General features: G+C 32.8%; 27 protein-coding genes and 1 pseudogene. 6 read left to right on the top strand and 22 right to left on the bottom strand.

The window, feature by feature from the left end; translation table 11 throughout:
- Positions 1 to 779 precede the first annotated feature (779 nt).
- From PBV87_RS11340 to tgt, 4 genes are all read right to left on the bottom strand, one after another.
- The gene (locus tag PBV87_RS11340) at positions 780 to 980 is read right to left on the bottom strand and encodes a cold-shock protein (RefSeq protein WP_053986228.1); all 201 of its coding nucleotides are present in this window, start codon (positions 978 to 980) and stop codon (positions 780 to 782) included.
- A gap of 489 nt (positions 981 to 1,469) precedes the next feature.
- Positions 1,470 to 2,360, bottom strand: coding sequence for a CPBP family intramembrane glutamic endopeptidase (locus PBV87_RS11345; protein ID WP_271012359.1), 891 nt, complete (start codon positions 2,358 to 2,360; stop codon positions 1,470 to 1,472).
- 32 nt (positions 2,361 to 2,392) lie between these two features.
- A complete protein-coding gene (yajC, locus tag PBV87_RS11350) occupies positions 2,393 to 2,776 on the bottom strand; it encodes a preprotein translocase subunit YajC (RefSeq protein ID WP_271012360.1) in 384 nt (127 codons plus the stop codon).
- A 24-nt stretch (positions 2,777 to 2,800) separates the two neighbouring features.
- Positions 2,801 to 3,928, bottom strand: coding sequence for a tRNA guanosine(34) transglycosylase Tgt (gene tgt, locus PBV87_RS11355; RefSeq protein ID WP_053986231.1), 1,128 nt, complete (start codon positions 3,926 to 3,928; stop codon positions 2,801 to 2,803).
- Between the two features lie 174 nt (positions 3,929 to 4,102).
- Here tgt and aroC point away from each other — a divergent pair, with 174 nt between their 5' ends.
- Both aroC and PBV87_RS11365 read left to right on the top strand, forming a co-directional pair.
- The gene (gene aroC, locus PBV87_RS11360; RefSeq protein WP_271012361.1) at positions 4,103 to 5,272 is read left to right on the top strand and encodes a chorismate synthase; all 1,170 of its coding nucleotides are present in this window, start codon (positions 4,103 to 4,105) and stop codon (positions 5,270 to 5,272) included.
- 19 nt (positions 5,273 to 5,291) lie between these two features.
- Positions 5,292 to 5,714 carry a potassium channel family protein gene (locus PBV87_RS11365; protein ID WP_053986233.1) on the top strand — a complete coding sequence of 141 codons (423 nt, stop codon included), beginning with the start codon at positions 5,292 to 5,294 and terminating at the stop codon, positions 5,712 to 5,714.
- A 51-nt stretch (positions 5,715 to 5,765) separates the two neighbouring features.
- Here PBV87_RS11365 and PBV87_RS11370 read toward each other — a convergent pair whose 3' ends face one another.
- From PBV87_RS11370 to PBV87_RS11385, 4 genes are all read right to left on the bottom strand, one after another.
- A complete protein-coding gene (locus PBV87_RS11370; RefSeq protein ID WP_271012362.1) occupies positions 5,766 to 6,269 on the bottom strand; it encodes a metal-dependent hydrolase in 504 nt (167 codons plus the stop codon).
- Positions 6,270 to 6,464: 195 nt separating this feature from the next.
- Positions 6,465 to 7,271 (bottom strand): CAP domain-containing protein, encoded by an 807-nt coding sequence (locus PBV87_RS11375; protein WP_271012363.1) that lies wholly within the window; start codon positions 7,269 to 7,271, stop codon positions 6,465 to 6,467.
- Positions 7,268 to 7,405 carry a hypothetical protein gene (locus PBV87_RS11380; protein ID WP_271012364.1) on the bottom strand — a complete coding sequence of 46 codons (138 nt, stop codon included), beginning with the start codon at positions 7,403 to 7,405 and terminating at the stop codon, positions 7,268 to 7,270. Before PBV87_RS11380 ends, PBV87_RS11375 begins: the two co-directional genes overlap by 4 nt.
- Positions 7,406 to 7,617: 212 nt before the next feature.
- The gene (locus PBV87_RS11385; protein ID WP_271012365.1) at positions 7,618 to 8,394 is read right to left on the bottom strand and encodes an HAD family hydrolase; all 777 of its coding nucleotides are present in this window, start codon (positions 8,392 to 8,394) and stop codon (positions 7,618 to 7,620) included.
- Positions 8,395 to 8,480: 86 nt separating this feature from the next.
- On the opposite strand from PBV87_RS11385, the gene PBV87_RS11390 reads away from it, so the two are divergent.
- Positions 8,481 to 9,317 carry a hypothetical protein gene (locus tag PBV87_RS11390; protein ID WP_271012366.1) on the top strand — a complete coding sequence of 279 codons (837 nt, stop codon included), beginning with the start codon at positions 8,481 to 8,483 and terminating at the stop codon, positions 9,315 to 9,317.
- Between the two features lie 5 nt (positions 9,318 to 9,322).
- Positions 9,323 to 10,381 (top strand): hypothetical protein, encoded by a 1,059-nt coding sequence (locus PBV87_RS11395; protein WP_053986238.1) that lies wholly within the window; start codon positions 9,323 to 9,325, stop codon positions 10,379 to 10,381.
- A gap of 127 nt (positions 10,382 to 10,508) precedes the next feature.
- Here PBV87_RS11395 and PBV87_RS11400 read toward each other — a convergent pair whose 3' ends face one another.
- The 4 genes from PBV87_RS11400 to queA form a co-directional block, all read right to left on the bottom strand.
- On the bottom strand, positions 10,509 to 11,330 hold the full coding sequence (locus PBV87_RS11400; protein WP_053986239.1) for an undecaprenyl-diphosphate phosphatase: 822 nt from the start codon (positions 11,328 to 11,330) through the stop codon (positions 10,509 to 10,511).
- A gap of 204 nt (positions 11,331 to 11,534) precedes the next feature.
- On the bottom strand, positions 11,535 to 12,269 hold the full coding sequence (locus PBV87_RS11405) for an acyl-[acyl-carrier-protein] thioesterase (protein ID WP_053986240.1): 735 nt from the start codon (positions 12,267 to 12,269) through the stop codon (positions 11,535 to 11,537).
- A gap of 17 nt (positions 12,270 to 12,286) precedes the next feature.
- Entirely contained in the window at positions 12,287 to 13,048 is a 762-nt protein-coding gene (locus tag PBV87_RS11410; RefSeq protein ID WP_271012367.1) for an SDR family NAD(P)-dependent oxidoreductase, read from the bottom strand.
- Between the two features lie 181 nt (positions 13,049 to 13,229).
- Complete coding sequence (gene queA, locus PBV87_RS11415) at positions 13,230 to 14,255, bottom strand: tRNA preQ1(34) S-adenosylmethionine ribosyltransferase-isomerase QueA (protein WP_053986242.1); 1,026 nt, start codon at positions 14,253 to 14,255, stop codon at positions 13,230 to 13,232.
- A gap of 570 nt (positions 14,256 to 14,825) precedes the next feature.
- Here queA and PBV87_RS23070 point away from each other — a divergent pair.
- A pseudogene (locus PBV87_RS23070) lies at positions 14,826 to 14,984 on the top strand (BRO family protein); the annotation flags it as partial.
- Between the two features lie 603 nt (positions 14,985 to 15,587).
- Here the strand turns inward: PBV87_RS23070 and PBV87_RS11420 are convergent.
- The 6 genes from PBV87_RS11420 to PBV87_RS11445 all read right to left on the bottom strand — a co-directional run bounded on the left by PBV87_RS11420 (position 15,588) and on the right by PBV87_RS11445 (position 18,820).
- Positions 15,588 to 15,869 carry a hypothetical protein gene (locus PBV87_RS11420; RefSeq protein ID WP_271012368.1) on the bottom strand — a complete coding sequence of 94 codons (282 nt, stop codon included), beginning with the start codon at positions 15,867 to 15,869 and terminating at the stop codon, positions 15,588 to 15,590.
- Positions 15,870 to 16,038: 169 nt separating this feature from the next.
- Positions 16,039 to 16,614: a hypothetical protein gene (locus PBV87_RS11425; RefSeq protein WP_271012369.1), complete on the bottom strand. Its 576-nt coding sequence runs from the start codon at positions 16,612 to 16,614 to the stop codon at positions 16,039 to 16,041.
- Between the two features lie 11 nt (positions 16,615 to 16,625).
- Complete coding sequence (locus PBV87_RS11430; RefSeq protein WP_271012370.1) at positions 16,626 to 17,816, bottom strand: FtsK/SpoIIIE domain-containing protein; 1,191 nt, start codon at positions 17,814 to 17,816, stop codon at positions 16,626 to 16,628.
- A 13-nt stretch (positions 17,817 to 17,829) separates the two neighbouring features.
- A complete protein-coding gene (locus PBV87_RS11435) occupies positions 17,830 to 18,132 on the bottom strand; it encodes a hypothetical protein (protein ID WP_271012371.1) in 303 nt (100 codons plus the stop codon).
- 179 nt (positions 18,133 to 18,311) lie between these two features.
- Positions 18,312 to 18,572 carry a hypothetical protein gene (locus PBV87_RS11440; protein ID WP_271012372.1) on the bottom strand — a complete coding sequence of 87 codons (261 nt, stop codon included), beginning with the start codon at positions 18,570 to 18,572 and terminating at the stop codon, positions 18,312 to 18,314.
- Positions 18,569 to 18,820 (bottom strand): hypothetical protein, encoded by a 252-nt coding sequence (locus tag PBV87_RS11445; protein ID WP_271012373.1) that lies wholly within the window; start codon positions 18,818 to 18,820, stop codon positions 18,569 to 18,571. Before PBV87_RS11445 ends, PBV87_RS11440 begins: the two co-directional genes overlap by 4 nt.
- A 171-nt stretch (positions 18,821 to 18,991) precedes the next feature.
- On the opposite strand from PBV87_RS11445, the gene PBV87_RS23075 reads away from it, so the two are divergent.
- The gene (locus PBV87_RS23075; protein ID WP_416388425.1) at positions 18,992 to 19,162 is read left to right on the top strand and encodes a helix-turn-helix domain-containing protein; all 171 of its coding nucleotides are present in this window, start codon (positions 18,992 to 18,994) and stop codon (positions 19,160 to 19,162) included.
- Positions 19,163 to 19,180: 18 nt separating this feature from the next.
- On the opposite strand, the gene PBV87_RS11450 is transcribed toward PBV87_RS23075, so the two are convergent.
- From PBV87_RS11450 to PBV87_RS11465, 4 genes are all read right to left on the bottom strand, one after another.
- Positions 19,181 to 19,708, bottom strand: coding sequence for a M15 family metallopeptidase (locus tag PBV87_RS11450; RefSeq protein ID WP_271012374.1), 528 nt, complete (start codon positions 19,706 to 19,708; stop codon positions 19,181 to 19,183).
- A 1-nt stretch (position 19,709) separates the two neighbouring features.
- Positions 19,710 to 19,973, bottom strand: coding sequence for a hypothetical protein (locus PBV87_RS11455; RefSeq protein ID WP_271012375.1), 264 nt, complete (start codon positions 19,971 to 19,973; stop codon positions 19,710 to 19,712).
- A gap of 80 nt (positions 19,974 to 20,053) precedes the next feature.
- Entirely contained in the window at positions 20,054 to 20,251 is a 198-nt protein-coding gene (locus PBV87_RS11460; protein WP_271012376.1) for a hypothetical protein, read from the bottom strand.
- 28 nt (positions 20,252 to 20,279) lie between these two features.
- Positions 20,280 to 22,490: a BppU family phage baseplate upper protein gene (locus tag PBV87_RS11465; protein ID WP_271012377.1), complete on the bottom strand. Its 2,211-nt coding sequence runs from the start codon at positions 22,488 to 22,490 to the stop codon at positions 20,280 to 20,282.
- Between the last annotated feature and the right edge of the window lie 2 nt (positions 22,491 to 22,492).

Consider the following 22,492-nt stretch of genomic DNA (forward strand, 5'->3'; position numbering starts at 1 on the left):
TTTGTCCGTTTATATATTCATACAAACTGAAAAAGGGATAAATAATATGGGGAGATTTTAATCTCAGAGTGAGATATGTAGCTTTAATTGTTAGGGAAGATTAGGCTACATATCATTCGCTCATGTGACTATATTAATCCATACTCTTGAATAAGTTATGAAGATAATCTTCATTTTTCAAAAAAAATATGAAATCCTTTTCACAAAAAAAGACGCCCTTGGGGAAGGCGTCTTTTGATCCGTTTATATATTCATACAAACTGAAAAAGGGATAAATAATATGGGGAGATTTTAATCTCAGAGTGAGATCTATAGCTATAACTGTTAGGGAAGATTATGCTATACATCATCTGCTCATGTAACTATCATAACTTATCCTCTTGAATAAGTTATGAAGACAATTTTCTTTTCTAGATAAAATATGAAATTATTTTCATAAGCATTTCTAGTTCTTATTTTACTCAAAAAAAAGACGCCTTGGGGATGGCGCCTTCTTTTTTTTCCGTTTATATTATACAAACTGAAAAAGGGATAATAATATGGGGAGATTTTAATTTTAGAGCGAGTTATGTAGCTTCAACTGTTAGGAAAGATTTCTGCTACATCTCTTCTCTTCATATATTATTTTAAAGGCTTACAGTTAATTTGATTTGAAGGAAATTTTAATAAATTAACAACTTTCTTAGTCCATAAAATGAATTACATAATACTCTCTAAAAAATAATATAAAGCAAAAAAGGCAGAACCAAAGTTCTGCCTTTAAAATAACTGCTGAGTTATTATGCTTTTGTAACGTTCTCTGCTTGAGCGCCACGTGGACCCTTAGTAAGGTCGAAGTTTACTTTTTGTCCTTCTTCAAGAGATTTGAATCCATCTCCTTGAATTGCTGAGAAATGTACGAATACGTCATCTCCATCTTCTCTTGAAATAAATCCAAAACCTTTTTCTGCGTTAAACCATTTAACTGTACCTGTCATCATGTGCGGTACCTCCTAATATGAATTTCTGTAATCTACGTAAACAAAAAAAATTCACATAATATTACAGATTATATTAAGTAACATATATAATCTCTAATAACATGTGAATCTCAATTAACACGTGAAGCGATATAGCTGACTACTGAATACTTTTATAGTATACGCCGTTTCTTTACAAAAGTCAAGGATAAATTTATAATAACTTAATTTTATTGAACTTCCTAATCTATAATTAATAAAGTTACCTTTCTCTCAAAACAAAAAAGACGCCTTGGGGATGGCGTCTTCTTTGTTTTCCGTTTATATTATACAAACTGAAAAAGGGATAATAATATGGGGAGATTTTAATTTTAGAGCGAGTTATGTAGCTTCAACTGTTAGGGAAGATTTCTGCTACATCTCTTCTCTTCATATATTATTATGCCTGTAATTTTTTAACAAAATATGACGCCCACCCTAATAAATTAAGAACTTTTTATAAAGAAATCTTTATGCTGTTTTTTTAGATAGTTGCCATATTAATATACCACTTACCATAATCATAAAACCTGTAGTTAATATACTTCCTTCCATTCCAAAAGGCCCACCATTCCATATAGAAGCCTCTCCTATGTGAGTTTTAAATAAACTAACATCTAATACATTTCCACTCACATTGATTCCAAATATATTTCCTTGAAAGAGATTCCAAGCTGTATGGAATCCACATGCACCCCATAAATTTTCCTCTTTTAAGACTAACAGACAAAGCATCAATCCACACATCAAAATATTAATTAAACTGATAGCAGTGACACCACTATTCCCTAAATGTAATAACGAGAAAACAACTGAGGAGAAGATAATCCCTTTATAAACGCCATACTTTACAGCAATAGATTGAAACATATAGCCACGTACTAATATCTCTTCTGCAGCTCCTTGAATAATCCAAGCCGTAAGAATGAGGCCAAAAAGTATTATGCCATTAATACCTATAGGAAGATTAGATACAGTTAATGTTATTTCACCTTTAAACTGTAAAATACTTATTACTAATAAAATCCCAATAACAGCTATAGCCATTCCTTTTAAATAACTTGATATAACATGATTTTTGAAGAATCCAAGACTCTCTACTTTACGCTTCTCTATATAAGAAACATAAAGTAAAATACCTCCTCCAGCTATTGCAAAGGAAATAGCATATTGCATGTATTGTAAATAAATAAGACTAAGTTCTGTTTCATTATTTCCAAAGATGGTAACTCCTATAATAGATGCTACTCCTATTCCTACGGAAAGCAATATTGTAAATATAAAAGGCATTAAAATAATGGAAACAATACTTGCTCCTTTGCCAACCTTAGCTGCTTCTAACATTTTGTTATCTTCAAGCATATTACTCACTCCTTAGAAAAAGAAGAGGATGATTATTTCTCATCCTCTTCCTCGTATTCTTCATATTCATCTTCTTCGTATTCATCTTCATCATCTACCACTGGCTCTGCAGCTTTAGAGATTGTAAGGTTTGGTGCACCTACTGATGCAACTGCTACTCTTTTAACTGGGATACGAACACTTTTATTAAGGCCAAGTTCAATAATAAATAAGTCATTGATGATATCTACAACTTTACCATAAATACCTGTTGTAAGTAATACTTCATCCCCTACTTTGATAGACCCTTGCATATCCGCTACTTGTTTGTCTCTTTTCTTTTGTGGACGGATAATTAAGAAGTACATAATTAAAAAGAAAAATCCAAGGTAAAGCACTGTTGACATAAGCATTCCGCCTGTTGATGCTGTTTGCATAATTTTCTCCTCCATTATTATAAATTATTTGTTTTTATATCCTTCTAGACGCATTTCCTTGTATTTAGCAAATTCACCTTTGTCTAATGCATCTCGAATTTCTGTCATTAAGTTGTTGAAGTAGTAAAGGTTATGAATAACACAAAGTCTCATACCAAGCATTTCTTTTGCTTTAAGAAGATGTCTAATATAGGCTCTACTGTATTTTTGACATGTTGGACATTTACATTCTTCACTAATTGGGCTCATATCTTTCTCAAATTTCTGATTGAAAAGATTCATCTTGCCATGGTTAGTGTAAACATGCCCATGTCTACCATTACGTGCTGGTAATACACAGTCAAAGAAATCTATACCACGATCAACTGCTTCTAAAATATTTTCTGGTGTACCTACCCCCATTAAATAAGTTGGCTTATTTTGTGGTAAATAAGGCACAACAGCTTCAAGTACGTTGTACATATCTTCATGACTTTCACCTACTGCAAGTCCACCTACTGCGTAACCTGGTAAATCAAATTCACGAATAACCTTAGCATGCTCAATACGTACATCTGGTAAAATACCACCTTGGTTAATACCAAAGAGCATTTGTTGTTTATTAATTGTATCTTCTAAAGAGTTAAGACGGTTCATCTCATCCATACAACGTTTAAGCCATCTTGTTGTACGCTCTACAGAAGGTAAAATATACGCTCTGTCTGCAAGTGCTGGTGGGCACTCATCAAATGCCATTGCTATTGTTGAAGCAATGTTTGATTGAATTTGCATACTTTCTTCTGGTCCCATGAAAATCTTACGACCATCAATATGAGAAGAGAAATATACGCCTTCTTCTTTAATCTTACGCATAGCCGCAAGTGAAAATACTTGGAATCCACCTGAATCTGTTAAAATCGGCTTGTCCCATACCATAAATTTGTGTAATCCACCTAGCTCTTTAATTACTTTATCACCTGGTCTTAAATGTAGATGATACGTATTTGATAAAGCTACTTGTGTATGGATATTGTGAAGGTCCTCTGCACCAAGTGCACCTTTTATCGCTGCTACTGTAGCTACATTCATAAACACTGGTGTTTCAATTGTACCATGTACAGTATGAAATCTACCACGTTTTGCTCTGCCTTCTACTTTTAATAGTTCGTACATATTAGTGTATCTCCTATCTGTCATATACTACCATACAGTTTACAAGAAAAAGTATGTTATTACAAGAATACTCTCCTGTATTTTTATCATTTTTCCCTACTTTTAGTCACAGTTATTGAAGACATTCTAATAATTTGATACAATTAAGAAAAATCCTTAATAGGAGGTTTTCATATGTCCGGTTCTATTTTTGGCAAACATTTTACTGTATCTACTTTTGGTGAATCTCACGGCCCTGCCATTGGTGTCATTATCGATGGCTGCCCTTCTAATATACCCCTTTCAAAGGAAGATATTATGAAGAACATGGTTAGAAGAAAACCTGGTAATACTAAAATTGCCACTGCGCGTAAAGAATCTGATGAAATAGAAATTTTATCAGGAGTATTTGAAGGCAAAACTACAGGCGCACCTATTTGCCTTATGATTCGTAATGAAGACCAACGCTCTCATAATTATGATCATCTCAAAGATATTTATCGTCCTTCACATGCCGACTACACTTATCACTTAAAATATGAGAATCGCGACTACCGTGGAGGTGGACGTGCCTCTGCTCGTGAGACAGCTGCCCGTGTTGCTGCTGGTAGTGTTGCTATGCGTATTTTAGATGAACTTGGCATTCATATCAAGGCCTATACTAAAGCACTTGGGTCTATTGTTATTAATGATAACGAAATAGACTATAACGAAATTGCCAATAATCTTCTTTCAATGCCTCACGCCCAAAAGGCCAATGATGCCCTTAAGCTTATTGCCCAAATGAAAGAAGAACAAGATTCTATAGGTGGTATAGTAGAATGCCAAGTTACAGGTCTACCTGTAGGTATTGGTGAACCTGTATTTGATCGTCTAGATGCATGTCTTGGACAAGCCATTATGAGTATTAATGCAGTTAAAGCTTTTGAAGTAGGTGAAGGCGTAAAGGCTAGCTCTATGAAAGGCTCTACATATAACGATGCTTTTTATACCACTACTGAATTAGATCATTATGGCGAGGCAAACTATAAAAGTCATGGATTCTCAGGCAATGCTCATCCACTTTGCAAAAGGGTGTTGAAACATACTAACCATTCTGGTGGTATACTGGGTGGTTTATCTGATGGATCACCGGTTGTCTTCCGTGCTCATTTTAAACCTACACCTTCTATTGCTAAGCCTCAACAAACACTTAATCATAATCTTGAAAATGTAGAAGTTTCTATTCAAGGTCGTCATGATCCAACGGTTGTCGCACGTGCTGTGGTTGTGGTAGAATCTATGGCAGCACTTACTATTTGTGATTTACTTCTTCGTGGTGCAACCTCAAGAATTGATCAAGTGAAAGCTGCTTACCAACATTAATTTACAGCTTAGGTGAACAATGAAAAAATTAAAGTTAGTTTGGAAAATATTAAAAAGTACAAATGCCGATAAGATTGTTATAAGCTTTTTTATCTTTATTCTTTTTATGGGTTTTATTTTTGAACTAGTTGAACCTAGTATTAATTCCTATGGGGATAGCCTATGGTACTGCTTTACCGTTGTTTCAACAATAGGTTTTGGTGACTTCTATGCAGTTACAACTCTAGGTAGGCTTTTAACTGTACTTTTAAGTTTTTATGGGATATTTGTCATTGCACTTATTCCTGGTATTGTTGTTAGTTTCTACATGGAATTTATGAAAATTAAAGCGAATGAAAGTACAGCTACTTTCCTAGAAAAATTAGAGCACTTAGAGGATCTTTCTAAGGAAGAATTAGCTGAGATTTCTGCTAAAGTACGCGAAAAAAAATACAAGATGTAAATAAAAGCCCGTCTCCATAAGACTTTGTAAAGTCAAATGAAGACGGGCTTTTTATAATCCTAAGAATGATATTTGAGATAAGCCTTTCACTACTAAAAATAGTAAAGCTACCATTAGTATAAAATAAACAATCTCTTCTCCTCTTTCTCCTGTATGTATTTTACCTATTATTTTATATTTGTATTTTGTAAAAGGGTATAGTAAAGGTACACCTTTAGGATTTAGCATATCTAATAGTAAATGTGATAAATATCCTAATACTACTCCTAATCCAACATAATTAGTTCCAAATAGCGAATACACTATTCCCCACATTATACCTAAGCCCAATAAACTATGTGTTCCTTTTCGATGTCCTAGCTTTTTAAATGGATAATGTAATAAGCTCATTTGTTGACTAATAAAACTTTGAGGATGATCTATATCTGGCAACAAGCTTCCCGCAGTTGCTCCAATGTAATAACAAGTAAATTCTAGTTCAGACAAAGTGAAAAAATGCTGATGAATAACGCCGGCTAAAACTATTCCTCCTACTATATGAGTTTTATACGTCATTTTTCCACCTCCTTATATTTTAGCTTATGTATTTTACTACTTGTCTTATGACAATATACCACATTCCCTTTAAAGTGATAACAATAAAAATGAGGACTGTCCCGTAACAGTCCTCATTTTTATATGCATTTGTATGTATGCTGTATTTTTGTATGTATGTTTCGCTATTTTATCTATTAATTTGTATGTTTTATATTATTTGCCAATGAACATTTGTGTCCAGTAATGTCCTTGAGCATCATATCCTATACCAATATGTGTGAAGCTTGAATTAAGAATGTTTGCACGGTGTCCTGGACTATTCATCCATCCTTTTACTACTGCTTCTGGTGTTTGATAACCTTGTGCAATATTTTCACCGGCACTTCTGTAGCTAATGCCAAATTGTTTTAACATATCAAATGGTGATCCATATGTTGGGCTTGTATGATCAAAATATTTATTTTGTCTCATATCTGTAGATTTAGTTCTTGCTACTTTTCTAACACTTTCATCCATTGTAAGAGGTTTTAAACCATTTTTAGAACGTTCAACGTTAACAAGTTCTAATACTTTATTTTCATAAGCTGTTTGAGAGCTTACTTCTGTACCTGTTCCTGGTTTACTTGTGTCTGGCTTACTTGTGTCTGGCTTATTTGTGTCTGGCTTACTTGTATCTGGCTTACTTGGTACTGAAATATCTGGTAACCATCCTGGTTTGTTTGTTGCTGGTTGATCTGTATCTGGTAATTCTACATCTGGACAATTATTATCTGAGCAACCTGGTAACCACTCTGGACAATCTGTTGATGGCTTGTTTATAGTTGGACAATTTGGTAACCAATTTGAACAATCTTGTGATGGCTTAGTAGTTGTTTGAGAACAGCTATTGGAGTTTCCAACTTTAATAACACACCCGTTTTCATATGCTTTATATGTAAGTTCCTTCGCTTGCACTGATGCTGTTGCTGAAAGTGCAGTTATTCCCATTAATGCTAAAGTAAATAATTTTTTAAATTTCATAATACGTCTCCTTTTTTCAAGTCGAATTTTAAAGTTGTTACATATTTGTTTGCTGTTTGTAACATCTTTGTAATATTTATTATACACATTTTTTCCATCTTTACAAGTCTTTTCAAGAATTTTAGTTTTTCCATATTATTACATTTTCTATTTTATCCTTATTTTTTCCTATCTTACCCTTTTATATTACAAAGTTATTAATTCATTTAACATTTAGTCTATGTAAGAAAGTGGGTTAGTTCCCGCCTTCCCCCTTTTCTCTAACATATAAATCATAAATAAAAATAGAAGAGGATATACCCAAAGGTATATCCTCTTCTATTTTTATTTATGATTCTGCTACTATTTATAAACATCTCTCTCTAATAATATCTAGTACCTTACCTGTTTTAGCAATATGTTTAGCATGTTGCTTCATTTCTACTGGAGCATGTTCCATTACATAACTTTCTTCTACCTCATTCAACATAGATACATCATTGAAATAATCACCAAATGCCATACATTCTGCTGGATCTATCTGATACTTCTGTTGAAGGAATCTAACCCCTGCACCTTTACTAGTTTGAATACTTCCTATATCCACCCAATTTTTACCCGATACTGTAATCGCAAAATGTTCTCCCCATTTTTCTTTTAAAACATTCTCTATTTCTTTTGTTATACCTTCTCTATGATAAAAGGCTATCTTAATAATATCTTCTTTTATATCATCACTACTATCTACATTCTGAAGACTATAATAATACTTAGCAATCTCATCTTCAAAGTGAGGATCCACTGAAAGATTATAAGCAGTATCTTTACAGCAGATAATCATCTGTATTCCTTCTATTTGCTTTCCTGTTTCAATGACCTGTCTTGCTTTTTGCTGATCTAAATAGGTTACACCTATTTCATGTCCTTGATGTTTAATCATAGCACCATTGTCTGCAATTACATAAATACAGTCTAATACTGCTTTAAAATCATTTTCTACTGTTGCACCTTGCCTGCCAGTTGCTACAGCAAATTTTATATTTTTCTTATTAAGTGCATGAATTACTTCAAAAGTTTCTTTTGAAAAGCTTCCATCCTCTAATGCTAACGTTCCATCTAAATCTGAAACAATCAGTTTAATCATTTTAAGTCACCTCTTTTTAGTATTCTTCTTTTTTGCCTCATAATACTTTGTTATAATGTGGATAATGGAGTTAGGAGGAATTCCCAATGAAAAAATTTAAAATACCTTTAATAGTTATCTCTAGTATATTAGGCCTCGCACTCACTATCTATATTTTGTTAGGTTTTCATGCTGCTAACAACATGTTTTTTGCACCACAAGTTAGCCATGTTTCTATAGAAGAAGTTCTTGATCAACCTAGTTTCTCTGATGAAGATTATGCCTTACTCTATGCTCAAACAGGTATTGCTAAACCTATGATAGATATCTTGAAACAACAACCTGATTTTAAAACAAAAATGTTATCTTTTCAATCCAATTACTTTAAACCTCAAAATGTAGTTAAAACAAAAATGACTCCTTTTACAAATATTGATAAAGTACTTAATGAGAAAGGTGAAATGATTCCAGCCTTTGAACTAGCACCTTATGAAAATGGTTATATCTTCTTATCTAAATCTACTTACACATATAATTGGCGTCATGGACATGCTGGCCTTGTTATTGATAGTGTACGTGGTAAAATGTTAGAATCACTAGAACCATTTACACTTAGTATGGAGCAAGATGCTTCTTGGTGGTCTTATCGTCCTACCTTTAAAATGATGCGTCTAAAAGATGTAGACCAAGCTTTCTTAGATGAAATTGCAAACTTTGCTGCTACTTCTATGCAAGGTATTCCTTATAATATTCTTGCTATGAAAACCAATAAGACCATTCCTACAAGTACCCATTGTTCACATATTGTATGGCATACTTTTAAGCAATTTGGTATTGACCTAGATAGCTCTGGTGGTATCTTTGTTTCCCCTGGGGATATTGGACGTAGCCCCTATTTAGAAACACTGCAAATCTATGGATTTGATCCTAGTAAGGATTGGTGATACTTATGAAACAAACATATAAAAAGCGATTAGCCTTAATAGTTACTGGACTAGCTATAAGTCTAATCGCTTTAGTTATCCTCATAAAAACTTTTCTTCCCCCTAAGTTATACACAGAATTAATCATAAATGCACAAAATAGTGTGGATTTGACTGATATCTCTATCTATGGTTCTGATTTTACTTACAAACAAATTCATGCTTTTACTTTTTCTGGCCAAGATCTAAAAGCTACTTCACAAAACTTTGTTCCTTACTCAGAGGGCTTTATAGAACAAAATCAATTTAAAAACTATCAAAAAATATTTTCTCAAAATGGTCAACCTCTAACCTCAACCTTTCAAGATTACTATGAAACAGATACCTTTACCTTCTTTGCCTTTCCTGGAGATTTAAGTACCTTTCGTATTCTTGAAAATGCTACAGGTAAGCTTTCCTCTCTTAACTTACCGCAAAAGCTTTATACCCACTCTATGTATGTATCTGATATGAGAGTTATAGATAACCAACTTATTATCTTAGCTGGTGAAGCCATGAGCTACCATGCTCTTATTTATACTGTAGATTTAAATACCTTTGATGTCATTGATTATAAACGCTTAGAGACACATCCTTCTGCATTAAATAGCATGCACTATACGCTTACAGATAATGGGCTAGCCCTTTTTATAGCAGGTAATACCTTACAAATTTATAATCCTTTAGATGATACTTTATCCTACTTCCCTCTTCCCTTTGAAGCTGAAGGTGTTCTATGCAATACTCAATATACATTTACCTATGCTTTACAAGAGAATGAAGTAAAATATCTACTTTTGGAAAATAAGGAACTTCTCTATCAGAAATCAGTTCCCACCCCTTACCTACTTTCACTCCCGTCTTCTTGGCCAAAAGTACTCGATCTTACTCTTAAAGATAATCTCGTCTATCTCTTGTTAGAGGACTTATCTGGTCCTCGCTTTAAGAATTATCTTTCAGTATATAACCTTGATACACAAGAGATGAGTTTTTGTCTTGGTATTAGTGATAGTAATCCACTCATTTTAACAGGATTTCAAAATTAAATCTACAAATTGTGTTTACAATTCTAACAATTGTGATATACTTAATATTGCATTAGACTTACGTGAGGACTTACTCCTTATAAAAAAGCCCCACCAAGTAAATACTTGGTAGGGCTTTTTTGTATGCCTATCTTAAGAAGAAATAGGCAAGAACAATAATACCTAACACAATACGATAATATCCAAATGCTTTAAAGTCATGTTTCTTAATATAGCCCATTAAGAACTTAATTGCTAAAATAGATACTACGAATGCCACAACCATTCCTACTAAAAGGATAGTCAGCTCCATACTTGTAAATACAAATCCAAATTTAAGAAGCTTTAATAAGCTTGCTCCAAACATAACTGGAATAGCTAGGAAGAATGTAAATTCTGCTGCTACAAAACGTGAGGTTCCAATTAATATAGCACCAATAATTGTTGCTCCTGAACGTGATGTACCTGGGATAAGTGCAAGAACTTGAAATACACCGATCATAAGCGCAGCCTTATAAGTTAATTGATCTAAAGTCTGTATCTTTGCTACCTTATCTTTATTACGATTTTCAATAATAATAAAGAGTACCCCGTAAATAATCAGCATTAATGCTACTGTTTGGTAATTATAAAATAGTTCGTCTAATAAATCATCAAAAGGTAGACCAATAATCATAGCTGGTAATACAGCTACAATTACTTTTAACCATAAGTTGATGGTATCTTTTTTAATTGTTACCTTATCTTTAAAAGAAATAGGAAATAGCTTATTCCAGAACAAGACAACAACTGCCATAATAGCTCCTAGTTGCACAACTACAAAGAACATTTCTTTAAATTGTGGTGTTACATTGAGCTTAATAAATTCATCTGCTAAAATCATGTGACCTGTACTACTAATTGGTAACCACTCTGTAATACCTTCAATGATTCCTAATATAATCGCTTTAAAAATTTCAATAAAATCCATTTTCTGTCCTCTCTTATCTTTTTGTTTAGCAAACACTGTTTACTCTTTTGTTTTCCATATTTCTGCAAACTACAGCTAGTATAACATACTTTTTATAAGTTTAAAATTTAAAAGCTAACTTAAGTCCTCCATTTAATTTCACAGGCATTTGACTTAAGCTAGCTTAACTAACATCAAAATAATTGTTTTAAAATAATATTTTTATTATAAGTCCATAAGCACAATCTTACTTGTCCAGTACACTGTCGTACCATCAAGGCTCGTTCCTTGAATAAGCGTGCTCCCATCTTCATCTAATCCTCTTATTACACGTACTTGGTCACCCTCTACTAAAGATGTAACATAGTTGGTTTGAATACTGCGAATCGGATTTTTAGTGCGTTCATCACAATCAAGCATATCTGTTGCCCAGCGTACATAATGTGCATTATTCATATGTCCATTGATATCAATTTCACCACTACGCACTTTACGAATATCTTCTTTTATAACTTCTACAGGTGCTTTAAGTTTTGGAAGCTCCTCACCTTCATAAGGCCAATTGAGCTTTTGCATAGGTCCTTCTAACTTTTGCACACGTAAGGGTCTATGTGTATGATAGTCCATTAAAATATAATCTCCAATGATATATCCAAGTTGCCTATCTTCTTCATCAAAAATATCAAATCTTCTTACACAAAACAACTTGTCAACACCTACAGGATAAGTCTCAATACGTATATGTTGTTGCCACTTTGGGTAACTATCTAAATGCATTTTTGCACGAGACACAATCCAATACATTTGCTGATCTTCATCTAATGTAAAATCAATACCTAGTTCTAAAGCATGCTCACCACTTACTTCTTGCATATAATCTACAAGAGCATTCATTGTTAAATTGTAATTAAAGTCTACATCTCTAAAATTAACTTTAAAGATTTTGCTATATTTAGTCATAGCTCCCCTCCTCTCTCCTATTTTTTCTGAGTACTGCGTACAAGTAATGTACTTAGCCTGATCGGACATAATGACATAACTACGGTAGATAATTTATTAGTCATTCCAGGGATAATAATAGCCTTATGCTTTTTAATTCCTTTGTAAGCACATTTTGCAACTTGCTCTGGTGTCATCGCTGTCAAGCTAGCAAGTCCAGACTTTTGCATCCTTGCCTTTTTAATAAACTCTGTTTTTGTAGGGCCTGGGCATAGTATACTTACATGAATCCCTTTATCCTTCCATTCATTACGTAGCGCCATAGATAGTGATAATACATAAGATTTAGAAGCATAATACACTGCCATATATGGACCTGGAGCAAAGGCTGCTGTCGATGCAACTTGAAGTACAGTACTACCTGACCCAAGATAAGGATACACTTTTTTCGTCAAATAGGTAAAACCTTTAATATTTGTATCAATACTAATTAAGTCTTCTTCTTCACTCATTTCTTCAAATGCTCCGAAGAATCCAACCCCTGCATTATTTACAAACAAATCTATCTTTCTATTTTGACTTTTTATGTATGAAATCAGGTGGTCTATCTCCTCTAGTTGAGTAACATCCACACTTACTACTTGTACTACTACATTATAAGTCTTCTCTAACTCTATTTGCAAATCTTTTAAATTCTTCAAATTTCTTGCGCTAAGCAATAAATCATAACCTTCTTTGGCTAACAAGTAGGTCAAAGCCCTCCCTATACCGCTCGTTGCTCCTGTTACTAATGCGTACACTTTTTTCTCCTTTCACTAACCTTATTAGATGATTCCCAAAAATCAAGTTCTTTATAGAACAGTTAATAAAAAATTGTCACAGTATCTAACTCATTCATTCTAAAGCTTAAGAGAGGTTAAAACCTCAAAACCTAGAACTACATGTATACTGTGACAACCTTAATATTTAATATAAATCAATCTATTTAATAAACATAGCGTCTCCAAAACTAAAGAAACGATATTTCTCTTTAACTGCTTCATTATAAGCATGTAATACTTGATCACGACCTGCTAAAGCACTTACAAGCATAATAAGTGTTGATTCTGGTAAATGGAAATTAGTAAATAATCTATCTACACATTTAAACTTATAACCTGGATAAATAAAGATATTTGTCCAACCGCTACCTGCACATATAACGCCATCTTCAGTAGCATTAGATTCTAATGTTCTTGTGCTAGTTGTACCAACTGAAATAATTTTGCCGCCATTAGCTTTGGCATCATTAATAATCTTAGCATTTTCTTCATCAATAATATAGAATTCTGAGTGCATTTCATGTTCTAAAATATCTTCTACTTTTACTGGTCTGAAAGTACCTAACCCAACATGTAGTGTTACATAGGCGATATGCACACCTTTTTCTTTAATTTGTTCTAATAATTCTTTTGTAAAGTGTAAGCCAGCTGTAGGTGCTGCAGCACTGCCTTCATGTTTTGAGTACACTGTTTGGTAGCGTTCTTTATCTTCTAATTTCTCATGAATATATGGTGGAAGTGGCATTTCACCAAGTTGATCTAGTACCTCTTCAAAAATCCCTTCATATTCAAAAGTTACAATTCGTTTTCCATCTTCAATTATTTCTTTAATTGTCGCTGTTAAAATACCGTCTCCAAATACAATACGGTCTCCAATACGTGCTTTCTTCCCTGGTTTTACAAGAACTTCCCAATCTTTTTCACTTTTTCTTGTAAGAAGTAAAAACTCTACTTTTCCACCAGAACCTTCTCTTGCTCCAAAAAGTCTTGCTGGAATAACACGTGTATCATTAAGTACTAAACAGTCTCCAGGATTTAAATAAGTTATCATATCATAAAAATGTTTATGTTGTATTTCACCTGTTACTTTATCAAGTACCATAAGTTTTGATGCTGTACGTTCTTCAAGAGGAACTTGAGCTATAAGTTCTTCTGGTAAGTCAAAATAAAAGTCTGATGTATTCATACGTTCTCCAATCTGTCCTATATCTTAGTCTTTATCTTAATAAATTTTCTAAGTTTATCTATTCATTTTTATTGTCTCTCATAATATAATTCTACCTATAATAGTACGTTTTTAGCCTGTATTCGTCAAGCTAGCTATAAAATTTCTCCTGTTATCTCTTCCAAGAATCAATAGAAAATTGTTCTCTATAATGATATTCCCTATATAGACTAATAAAAAACAAATAAACGTATTGTAAATCAGATTATTTTATCTTGTAAATCAAAATTTACTTCTATTATAGTCCGGTTTACAGTCTTGGTAAAGATTTATAATAAGTATTACATATTTTACATTATAGAATTAATGTCATCAACTATCTATGACATGACATTTTGTACCCACATCTCCTATTATTTATTTTCCCCATGTCCAAGCATATATATAATAAGACTACTTTATGCTTACAGTTGGGGAAATTTTAATTGTTTTGAGTCTAACTCACCTACATTTCGTAGGGCAGTTTTGGGATTCGCTAACGACTGTTAGAGTTATAGCTCGATTGCGATTCACACTTGAGATGTTGCTGAAAGACTTGGTTATGAAAATCCAAGCAAGGCATTAAAAGACCATGTTGATGATGAGGATAAACTCAATAACAAATCGTTATCCAGTTTAGGACAAAGAGGTGGATGGTTAATTAATGAGTCAGGACTATACTCATTAGTGTTAATACCTCCCCATGTATGAAAACTCTATACTATATATATGAATTATCGTTGTTGGGGGGGTATACTATCTATACCAAACTTATGGTATAAAAAATGCAAATTGGTATAAAATAAATTAAGAAACCTTATATATCAAGGGGTTGAGGGGTACTTGTGTTGAAGCAAACAATATATATAATGGTATAATAGCAAGCCCATAAAATAGGTTCATTAAAAGAACTTGTTTTAAGATTGATTTTATTGATATTTTAAATTGTTATGCGTCTGATGCACGACAATTATTAGAGGGACTGGGATACAGTAAGATGGAACAATTCAAGGAAAGCGTTGATTTTATTGACTTTAAATCCACTCGTCACTAGATTACGACCTACTTTTTAACTTGAGATATATCAAGCAACAGATTATATAGGCACAAAATATCTACCTTCTACCAGAGAATGGTGGGGACGAGATTACCACGTTGAATTTGACTGAGGTTCTTAAAGGACTTTAGTTGTTCTTTTTCTAAAACCTCTAACCCATTGCTTTCTAATATATACGCTAAAAAAGAGACTTAGAAAATTTCATCTAAGCCTTGTATAAACTATATCTATTTGGTTATACTATATCTACACATGTATTAGGCTTTGACATATACTCTTCTTTTTGAAGATGTACGTGTTGAAGCTTTTTTCTTTTTCACTACTTTATAACCTTTCACATTAGTAGCAAATAAAATTACATTCCAAATCAAAAATATCAAATTGAAATATGGTACTAACGTGAAGATCAAGAACATTTTGTAGTGAAATCCCTTGTACATATTAATCATCTTCAGTCCAAAGTAGTTTACCAAATACGTTGTTAATGCAAGTGTACTGATTGTGATACTGAGTAATGCTGCAAGTGTTAAATTGGTCATTTCTTATCATTCCTCCATTGTAAATTAGATAGTTTTATATCGCTTTTATGACGCTCTGCTATGTCTACTGACGGTGCATTGAACCATTAAAGCTGTATAGCACATGAATAAGTCACATCTTAAATATGTTATTCTATGGCTATGTACAGGAGGACTTTGTGTCCTCGAGTTAACTAAATATGTCTTGGAAGTTGGATAGATCGGTTTTAATATGCCTATACTCAAATTTAATCTTGCTGCTATCCACCTTTTTATCGGTAATGTACACTATAATTGGCTTATCATCTTCATTGAAGTATTTTCTCCAATTAATTAATAGAAAGTTAAAGTGTTTATCATAGTTGATACTAGAGTGATTCTGTTTAGTCTCAATCTCCACAATGAATGAATACTTCTGATGTTTATAAGTTCCCTTAACTACTAAATCTGGTCTGATATTCTCCATTACTGGTTCGACTTTAAACTCATCTATATCCGATTCATGTAATAACTTTAAGAAGAATTCTACCCTAATGTTATTATGGATAAATTGCTTTAATGATCTAATCCTATATGCTGAGTAAATGAATCCTTTGCCTATCTTATTTTCTGTCTTGTAAATCAACTTATCTTTATGCAATCTATTAAGCCTGTTATAGCAAATTTTCAAGTTATCTTCATATGCTACTTTAGCAATTTGTTTAGGTACTGCCATGTTGAATTGTTCCAAGAATGATATAGCAATAGCATCTCTTTCAGTAACCATGAAATCACATCCTAGAATAGTTTAGTAACTTTGCTTGAGATAGGCTCGTTTGAATTAACTTCTGAATCTAATTTCGCAAATTTTTTTACAGTTTCCTCTATCACGCTATCTTCTATTAAATACGCTTTAAAGAACACTTCTTTTGTATCTATAATGGATATACTTTCCCCTGCGTTTAATTTTTCAAGTCCGTCTCTACCAATTAGCAAATTTGAATTATGTGCATCTGACATCTTCATGCCTATTTTGCAGTACACGTTATTTTTCAAACTCGATGGAATTGAATCGACCGTGGCTCTTTGACTTGCAAGTAGTATGTGCATACCTACCGCCCTTACTTTTCTGATTAACTCAATAAGTGAATCCATCGCATCCTCGTCATCATTTAAATCTGGGAATTCATCAATAATAATATAAGCACGCTTCATAGTCGTGTTTGGCTTATCATTTACGTATTTACTAAAATCACGATAACCAGCTTCTTTCATCACCTGTACTCTAGCCTTAAACTCTTCTTCTATTTTAGCTATAACTAATTTTGCACCTTGTAAGTCTTCGGCATAGGCTACTACATTTCTAACATTTTGATATATCCCTAACTCAATACCATTCTTCATATCAATCAAGAACAACTTAGACTTCGGTGAATTATTTATAATATGGTCTATAATGCAATTTAAAAGGTTAGACTTTCCTCCACCTGTGCCGGCGATAATCATTGCATGAGGATCTTTTTTAACATCCCATGACGTAACATCTCCATCTAAATTAATTCCAAGAGGTATCAAATTCTTAGGTGTCTTTTCAAACTCATAAGGTATTATTGGCAATTCTGATACCCTAGACCTAAATATCATTCTTCCATTCTCGTAGTAGATTTCTAAGTTATCTACCCTTAACTTTTGTCTTATTGTTTCTTCATGTTTTTTAAAGTCTGCAACACTCAATGTGTCTGATAGGTAGAATGATACTTTACTATAGAATTCATGTTTCTCTACTTCTCCTACTGCTTTTATCCAGTCTGTTTTAGGATCAATAATGCCTAAATTAGAAAAGAATTGAGTGTATTGCTCATCAAGAGTGAGTTCTACATCTTTCTTTGATCTCTTTCTATTTTTGATATATTTAAATACTTCTGGAGCAATACTCATACCAAACAGCCCTGTAGCACCTGTTAACATCATCATAGTTCCCAATATCATAAGACACCTCCACTTAAATTAAGTTTTTTGGATTAATATTTTTACAGTGTTTATCTTTAGTGTCTTCTAACATGCGTTCTATTTTCTTATGCTTCTCATAGGCTTTTAACTTTCTATCCCATTCGTCTCCTGACTTGTTATCTGCCATTAAAACGTTTTGAATAGCTGCAACTATCGCAAGTAATAATACAAAGATTAATATGATCGCTACTTCTTTATCTCTTAAACATGAAATAAAACTTAATAATGATCCTAAACTATAAAGCTTGATACTCTTTCTCTTTGTCGTTTTTGGTCTGATATAATATATCTTCATAGACAAGACACCTTCTAACAGTTTTTAATTTTATAACGCTATGAGGGGTTTAAGATAGAAGAAACGAACGGAGTGAGTGATGATATCTTAGGCATTGCAATACATAAGGCTACGTACCCACAGTATAGGCTACCCACGTAACCTACACACAATACCCACATGATACTGCTCGTCACATTCTATAGTTTTTGATACTCTGTAAGACGTTTTTGACTGCATCCATTTACCGTATTTATCGTCATAATGTGTGATTTACCCTGCTGTATTTGTTTAACTACATCTGTGTATTTTGCTGTGGTGGGAACTATCTCCCCATCTACTAAGTCTATCAATGCAGTACCAGAAACCATCATTACAGGCTTATATTCAAACTCACCTTGATAAACTCTAACACTATCAGCTTTTAGTTTTTTAACGATATTCTCAAATTTCATTATCATTGCTCCCTTCCAAATAGATTATCTACTAATTTGTTTAATGTATCTTTGGTCTGTAAGTAGTTCTTATTAAGCACTTCTACTTTATCTTCAAGTTGATTTAAGTCTTCTAATAGTGCGTACTCTTTTTCGTTTTCTTCTATATAGAATAGAATACATTTCTCAATAAACTTGCTTGCATTTTCTGCACGATCTAATGTAATTGATACAGTTTCATTTGTGATTGTAATATTTCTACGTTCTGCCTTCATTACATGTCACCTCTTTAATGTGTACCTATTATTTTGTTTTGGTGTTTATACTCCATCATATGCACGAATAATCGTTTAAATGCTTGACTATATTTAAAAATTTTTATATTTATGGTAAATTTTATATTAGGGGTGATACAAGTGATAAATTATAAGCCGTTCAAGATTTATATGATACAAAATAACATTGATAGGGATTACATGATAAATACTGTTGGTATCAGTAGCACTACATATACAAAAATAATGCAAGATAAGCCACTGAGGCTTGATATAATAGAGTCTATTTGTTTGCATTTTAAAATACCAATTGAGCAATTTATAGAAATAGCAAATGGATAAGAGGGGGAATAAACCCCTCTATTTTACTTCTACAATAGGCATACCATCATACTCGATTGTAATTTTACTATCTCTTAAATCTTGTAATTTCACAAAGTTGTTACCGTTCTTTTCGATGTATTCAACTTCTTTTACTACTCCATTTAATTTGATTTTCAATGTATCTTTCTTTGGTTCATTCATCATCTGGAAATGAGGACTATCTTTAAAACTTGACCAATTGCCTCCCCATTCAAGACCGATTGATTCACCTATCTTCCCAACTCTTTTAAGAAGTGCTTCATCATACTCATTTCCCTTTACATTAATGCATACGTCAAAAGCTTTACGTGAAGTATGTACGCTAGTTTTAGCATTAGTTACAATATTACCTGGTCTAGTTCTACCTTGTGCATAGAGATAATCTTGTCTTGCCTGTGATCTATACGTTTCCGTAATCTTAATATCAATACCTTGTTTCTTACACTCTTCAATTAACCTAGTTGCATATGGTTTTAAGTATGATACTAGCTCATTTATGTCTTCACATCTCTTAGTTACATCCATATTATTTGCCCTCTATCTTCTCTTCTATTTTATCAATTTTACCCTCTATCGTACTTAATTTTGCATCATATTTAGCTAGAATATTTCCAAAATTATCAAGTGCAATTTTAAACCCTTCTAACATTTGATATGATCTCTCTTCACGTTTCTCATGCTGTTCCTGTGATTTAACCCATACTTTATAACCAAAGAATCCTAATGCTAATACACAGAAAATAGGAAATCCTACTCCTGTAATCAGTCCTTGTATTGTTGCAATATCCATCTAATCACCTCATTTCTGTATAAAAGGCATAAAAAATACACCTATTATAAGGTGCTTCTCTATACCTATATGTATTTAATTTAAACTGCTAGTGTTCCTTCAACTGGTACTTCTTCTGGCAATGGCTCTACAACTGGTGGAGTGTATACTGTTTCTGCTAGCATTGTAAGTTCCATATATTCATCTATTGTAAGTTTACCCATTGCAAAGAATACATCTAGTTTTTCAATAGCTTCCTCTTTAGTCTTGTAATACTTATTACTAATTAAAATTTTCATGTTGTTGTACATTGTACATCATCCTCTCTTATTTTAAATTATTTATATCATCAACACATTCATTATATTGATCCATAGCATAATTACCTCTTAAACCCAAATTGCTAGGACTATTAATGATTGCTTTAATCTCATCTAACTCTGTTCTCATTTCACTTACTCTATCTACCGGAGCAACCACCTTAAACTCACTAGGTGCAACACCTGAATCAACCTTAATTGTGTTACTCTGTTGCAAAGCTATAGTAGGCATGAGTTCTTTTGGAATTGCTGTTACTACAGGAGTCTGTAAATCAACTCTCATACTACTATCATCAGCATCTTTAGTGTTTTGTGTATAAATCGCAGAACCATCTTCTTTTAGTTCTAACACGTCTTTTTTTGTCGTGGTTCCACCAAGCACAATAGGCGTTTTAACTCCATCTTTTAACCAGTAAAATGGGTATTTTAACCCGTTGCAATCTATGATTGCTTGTGTAGAAAACAAGGATGGTTTTCCAGTGGTAATCGAATTGGCAATAGCACTTTGGTCTCCTTCTAATACTACTAAATCTTTGCCTCTAATGTTATCTACATTATAAACATATCCTTCAGTAAGGTTATAACAATGTATAAAGTCAGTGTTTGACTCTAGTATCTCCTTAGTCCTAACCACCGCAAAGTTGCCAGTAATCTTATTTCGAGGTATCACCGCTTGATTAAAATAAATCTCTGATATATCTGGGTGTTTATTTATTAAAATAATTGTATACAGGGTGTTGGGCTTTAGAGCACTGGTGGGTATTTTTTCTGCCGGATAATAACTATTACTCGTAGTATTCCATCTTGATACAATAGGATGTAGATTAACCGATTTATAGGTATTTCCTTTTATCTCCGCAGTTAAAATCTTACTTTTATCTATAGCGTTAGGTATTGTTATAGCCGAACCATCAGTACTTACAAATTCTTTTTTACACATGTCATAGATACCAGTTAGGCACTCTTCTGCATTGTATCCATTACGATGTATTACGTGTTCACTATCGGCGGCTAGTTTGTATGGTGATTTTGTACCATCTGTATTTGTTGTAGCGATTTGACTGATACTTGGTAAATTATTTAGTGCTTGTAGATTTTGTTGAATTTCATTAGGTGTTAGCGTTTGGTTATAAATAATTGCATATACATCAGAACCAATTGCAACTCCTGCGCCAGCACCATATCCTTTTATTGACAATGGCGTGCTAGGACTTGATTGATAATTTTTTGTTATAATACTATTTGTTAATAATGAAGAACCTTGAAGTAATTGTAAGATATATTTTTCTGTATCAAATTTGCTAATTACAACCGTATACTCTACTCCAACATTTAAACCTTGTGTATTTAATTTATTTATACTACTCGCTCCAGAATTACCAAAATACAAATCTTTTGATGCGTGTGTATACATTCTAAACCCACTAAGTAGAGATGAACTAGGACAATTGCCTAAAATTGAACCATCTGATGATGACATAGTAAATTTAACAATAATTGTAAAATTTTTGTCATTTGGATTAAATGTAGTTGCTTCAAAAGATGTGTAATTTTTATTTTCAATTAACCCATCCTGCACTACTTTTGAACGAATAAAATCAAAATTTGACTTGCTGACTTGGTCTATGGTTAGTACCTTATCAAACTTCGCCCCTTGTTCTTTAGCATAATCGCCTTGTGCTTTAGCGTAGTCTCCATTAGCCATAATTTGAGCGGCTTTGCTTTCAGCTAAGTTTGCTGTAGTAAGTGCACCTTCTGCTGTTGCCTTTGCTTGATTTGCTACTGTATTTGCATTACTTACTTCTAAAATCATATTTTGCAAAATACTAAAATTAGGATCAGCCTGTGCAGTTTCATCATTCATTAAACTTTTTCTAACGCTATATACAAACGTAGGCGTAGTAAGTCTTAATGATTGATTAATTGAATCATAAATTTGTAGTTCTGCTCTATAATTACCAGCTTTGCTAAACATACTTTGCAGCAATGTAATTTCACACTTACCATTTGTAGCGTCTATAATGTTGCAATCTTGTTGTTGACCCTCAATAACCATTCGAATGATGCAGTTTGATAAATTATATTTTGTGATCTTATTTTCTAATATAGAAAACTTCAATACACAATTACCATTATCTTCTGTAACGAAAACAATATTTTGAGGGTTTAATACTCCACGATATATGTCAATAAGTATTTCGTATTCTTTGTTTTTCAAGT

Source organism: Holtiella tumoricola (assembly GCF_027857615.1).
Classification (GTDB): domain Bacteria; phylum Bacillota; class Clostridia; order Lachnospirales; family Cellulosilyticaceae; genus Holtiella; species Holtiella tumoricola.

Bases quoted from the DNA above. Each gene is read 5' to 3' on its own strand.
- PBV87_RS11440 (WP_271012372.1), bottom strand. From the start codon at position 18,572: ATGATAATGAAATTTGAGAATATCGTTAAAAAACTAAAAGCTGATAGT.
- PBV87_RS11400 (WP_053986239.1), bottom strand. From the start codon at position 11,330: ATGGATTTTATTGAAATTTTTAAAGCGATTATATTAGGAATCATTGAA.
- PBV87_RS11385 (WP_271012365.1), bottom strand. From the start codon at position 8,394: ATGATTAAACTGATTGTTTCAGATTTAGATGGAACGTTAGCATTAGAG.
- PBV87_RS11345 (WP_271012359.1), bottom strand. From the start codon at position 2,360: ATGCTTGAAGATAACAAAATGTTAGAAGCAGCTAAGGTTGGCAAAGGA.
- PBV87_RS11375 (WP_271012363.1), bottom strand. From the start codon at position 7,271: ATGAAATTTAAAAAATTATTTACTTTAGCATTAATGGGAATAACTGCA.
- PBV87_RS11405 (WP_053986240.1), bottom strand. From the start codon at position 12,269: ATGACTAAATATAGCAAAATCTTTAAAGTTAATTTTAGAGATGTAGAC.
- PBV87_RS11450 (WP_271012374.1), bottom strand. From the start codon at position 19,708: ATGGATGTAACTAAGAGATGTGAAGACATAAATGAGCTAGTATCATAC.
- queA (WP_053986242.1), bottom strand. From the start codon at position 14,255: ATGAATACATCAGACTTTTATTTTGACTTACCAGAAGAACTTATAGCT.
- tgt (WP_053986231.1), bottom strand. From the start codon at position 3,928: ATGTACGAACTATTAAAAGTAGAAGGCAGAGCAAAACGTGGTAGATTT.
- PBV87_RS11370 (WP_271012362.1), bottom strand. From the start codon at position 6,269: ATGACGTATAAAACTCATATAGTAGGAGGAATAGTTTTAGCCGGCGTT.
- PBV87_RS11395 (WP_053986238.1), top strand. From the start codon at position 9,323: ATGAAACAAACATATAAAAAGCGATTAGCCTTAATAGTTACTGGACTA.
- PBV87_RS11455 (WP_271012375.1), bottom strand. From the start codon at position 19,973: ATGGATATTGCAACAATACAAGGACTGATTACAGGAGTAGGATTTCCT.
- PBV87_RS11460 (WP_271012376.1), bottom strand. From the start codon at position 20,251: ATGAAAATTTTAATTAGTAATAAGTATTACAAGACTAAAGAGGAAGCT.
- PBV87_RS11390 (WP_271012366.1), top strand. From the start codon at position 8,481: ATGAAAAAATTTAAAATACCTTTAATAGTTATCTCTAGTATATTAGGC.
- PBV87_RS11425 (WP_271012369.1), bottom strand. From the start codon at position 16,614: ATGGTTACTGAAAGAGATGCTATTGCTATATCATTCTTGGAACAATTC.
- PBV87_RS23075 (WP_416388425.1), top strand. From the start codon at position 18,992: ATGATACAAAATAACATTGATAGGGATTACATGATAAATACTGTTGGT.
- PBV87_RS11445 (WP_271012373.1), bottom strand. From the start codon at position 18,820: ATGAAGGCAGAACGTAGAAATATTACAATCACAAATGAAACTGTATCA.
- PBV87_RS11380 (WP_271012364.1), bottom strand. From the start codon at position 7,405: ATGGAAAAACTAAAATTCTTGAAAAGACTTGTAAAGATGGAAAAAATG.
- PBV87_RS11365 (WP_053986233.1), top strand. From the start codon at position 5,292: ATGAAAAAATTAAAGTTAGTTTGGAAAATATTAAAAAGTACAAATGCC.
- PBV87_RS11420 (WP_271012368.1), bottom strand. From the start codon at position 15,869: ATGACCAATTTAACACTTGCAGCATTACTCAGTATCACAATCAGTACA.
- aroC (WP_271012361.1), top strand. From the start codon at position 4,103: ATGTCCGGTTCTATTTTTGGCAAACATTTTACTGTATCTACTTTTGGT.
- PBV87_RS11340 (WP_053986228.1), bottom strand. From the start codon at position 980: ATGATGACAGGTACAGTTAAATGGTTTAACGCAGAAAAAGGTTTTGGA.
- PBV87_RS11430 (WP_271012370.1), bottom strand. From the start codon at position 17,816: ATGATATTGGGAACTATGATGATGTTAACAGGTGCTACAGGGCTGTTT.
- yajC (WP_271012360.1), bottom strand. From the start codon at position 2,776: ATGCAAACAGCATCAACAGGCGGAATGCTTATGTCAACAGTGCTTTAC.
- PBV87_RS11435 (WP_271012371.1), bottom strand. From the start codon at position 18,132: ATGAAGATATATTATATCAGACCAAAAACGACAAAGAGAAAGAGTATC.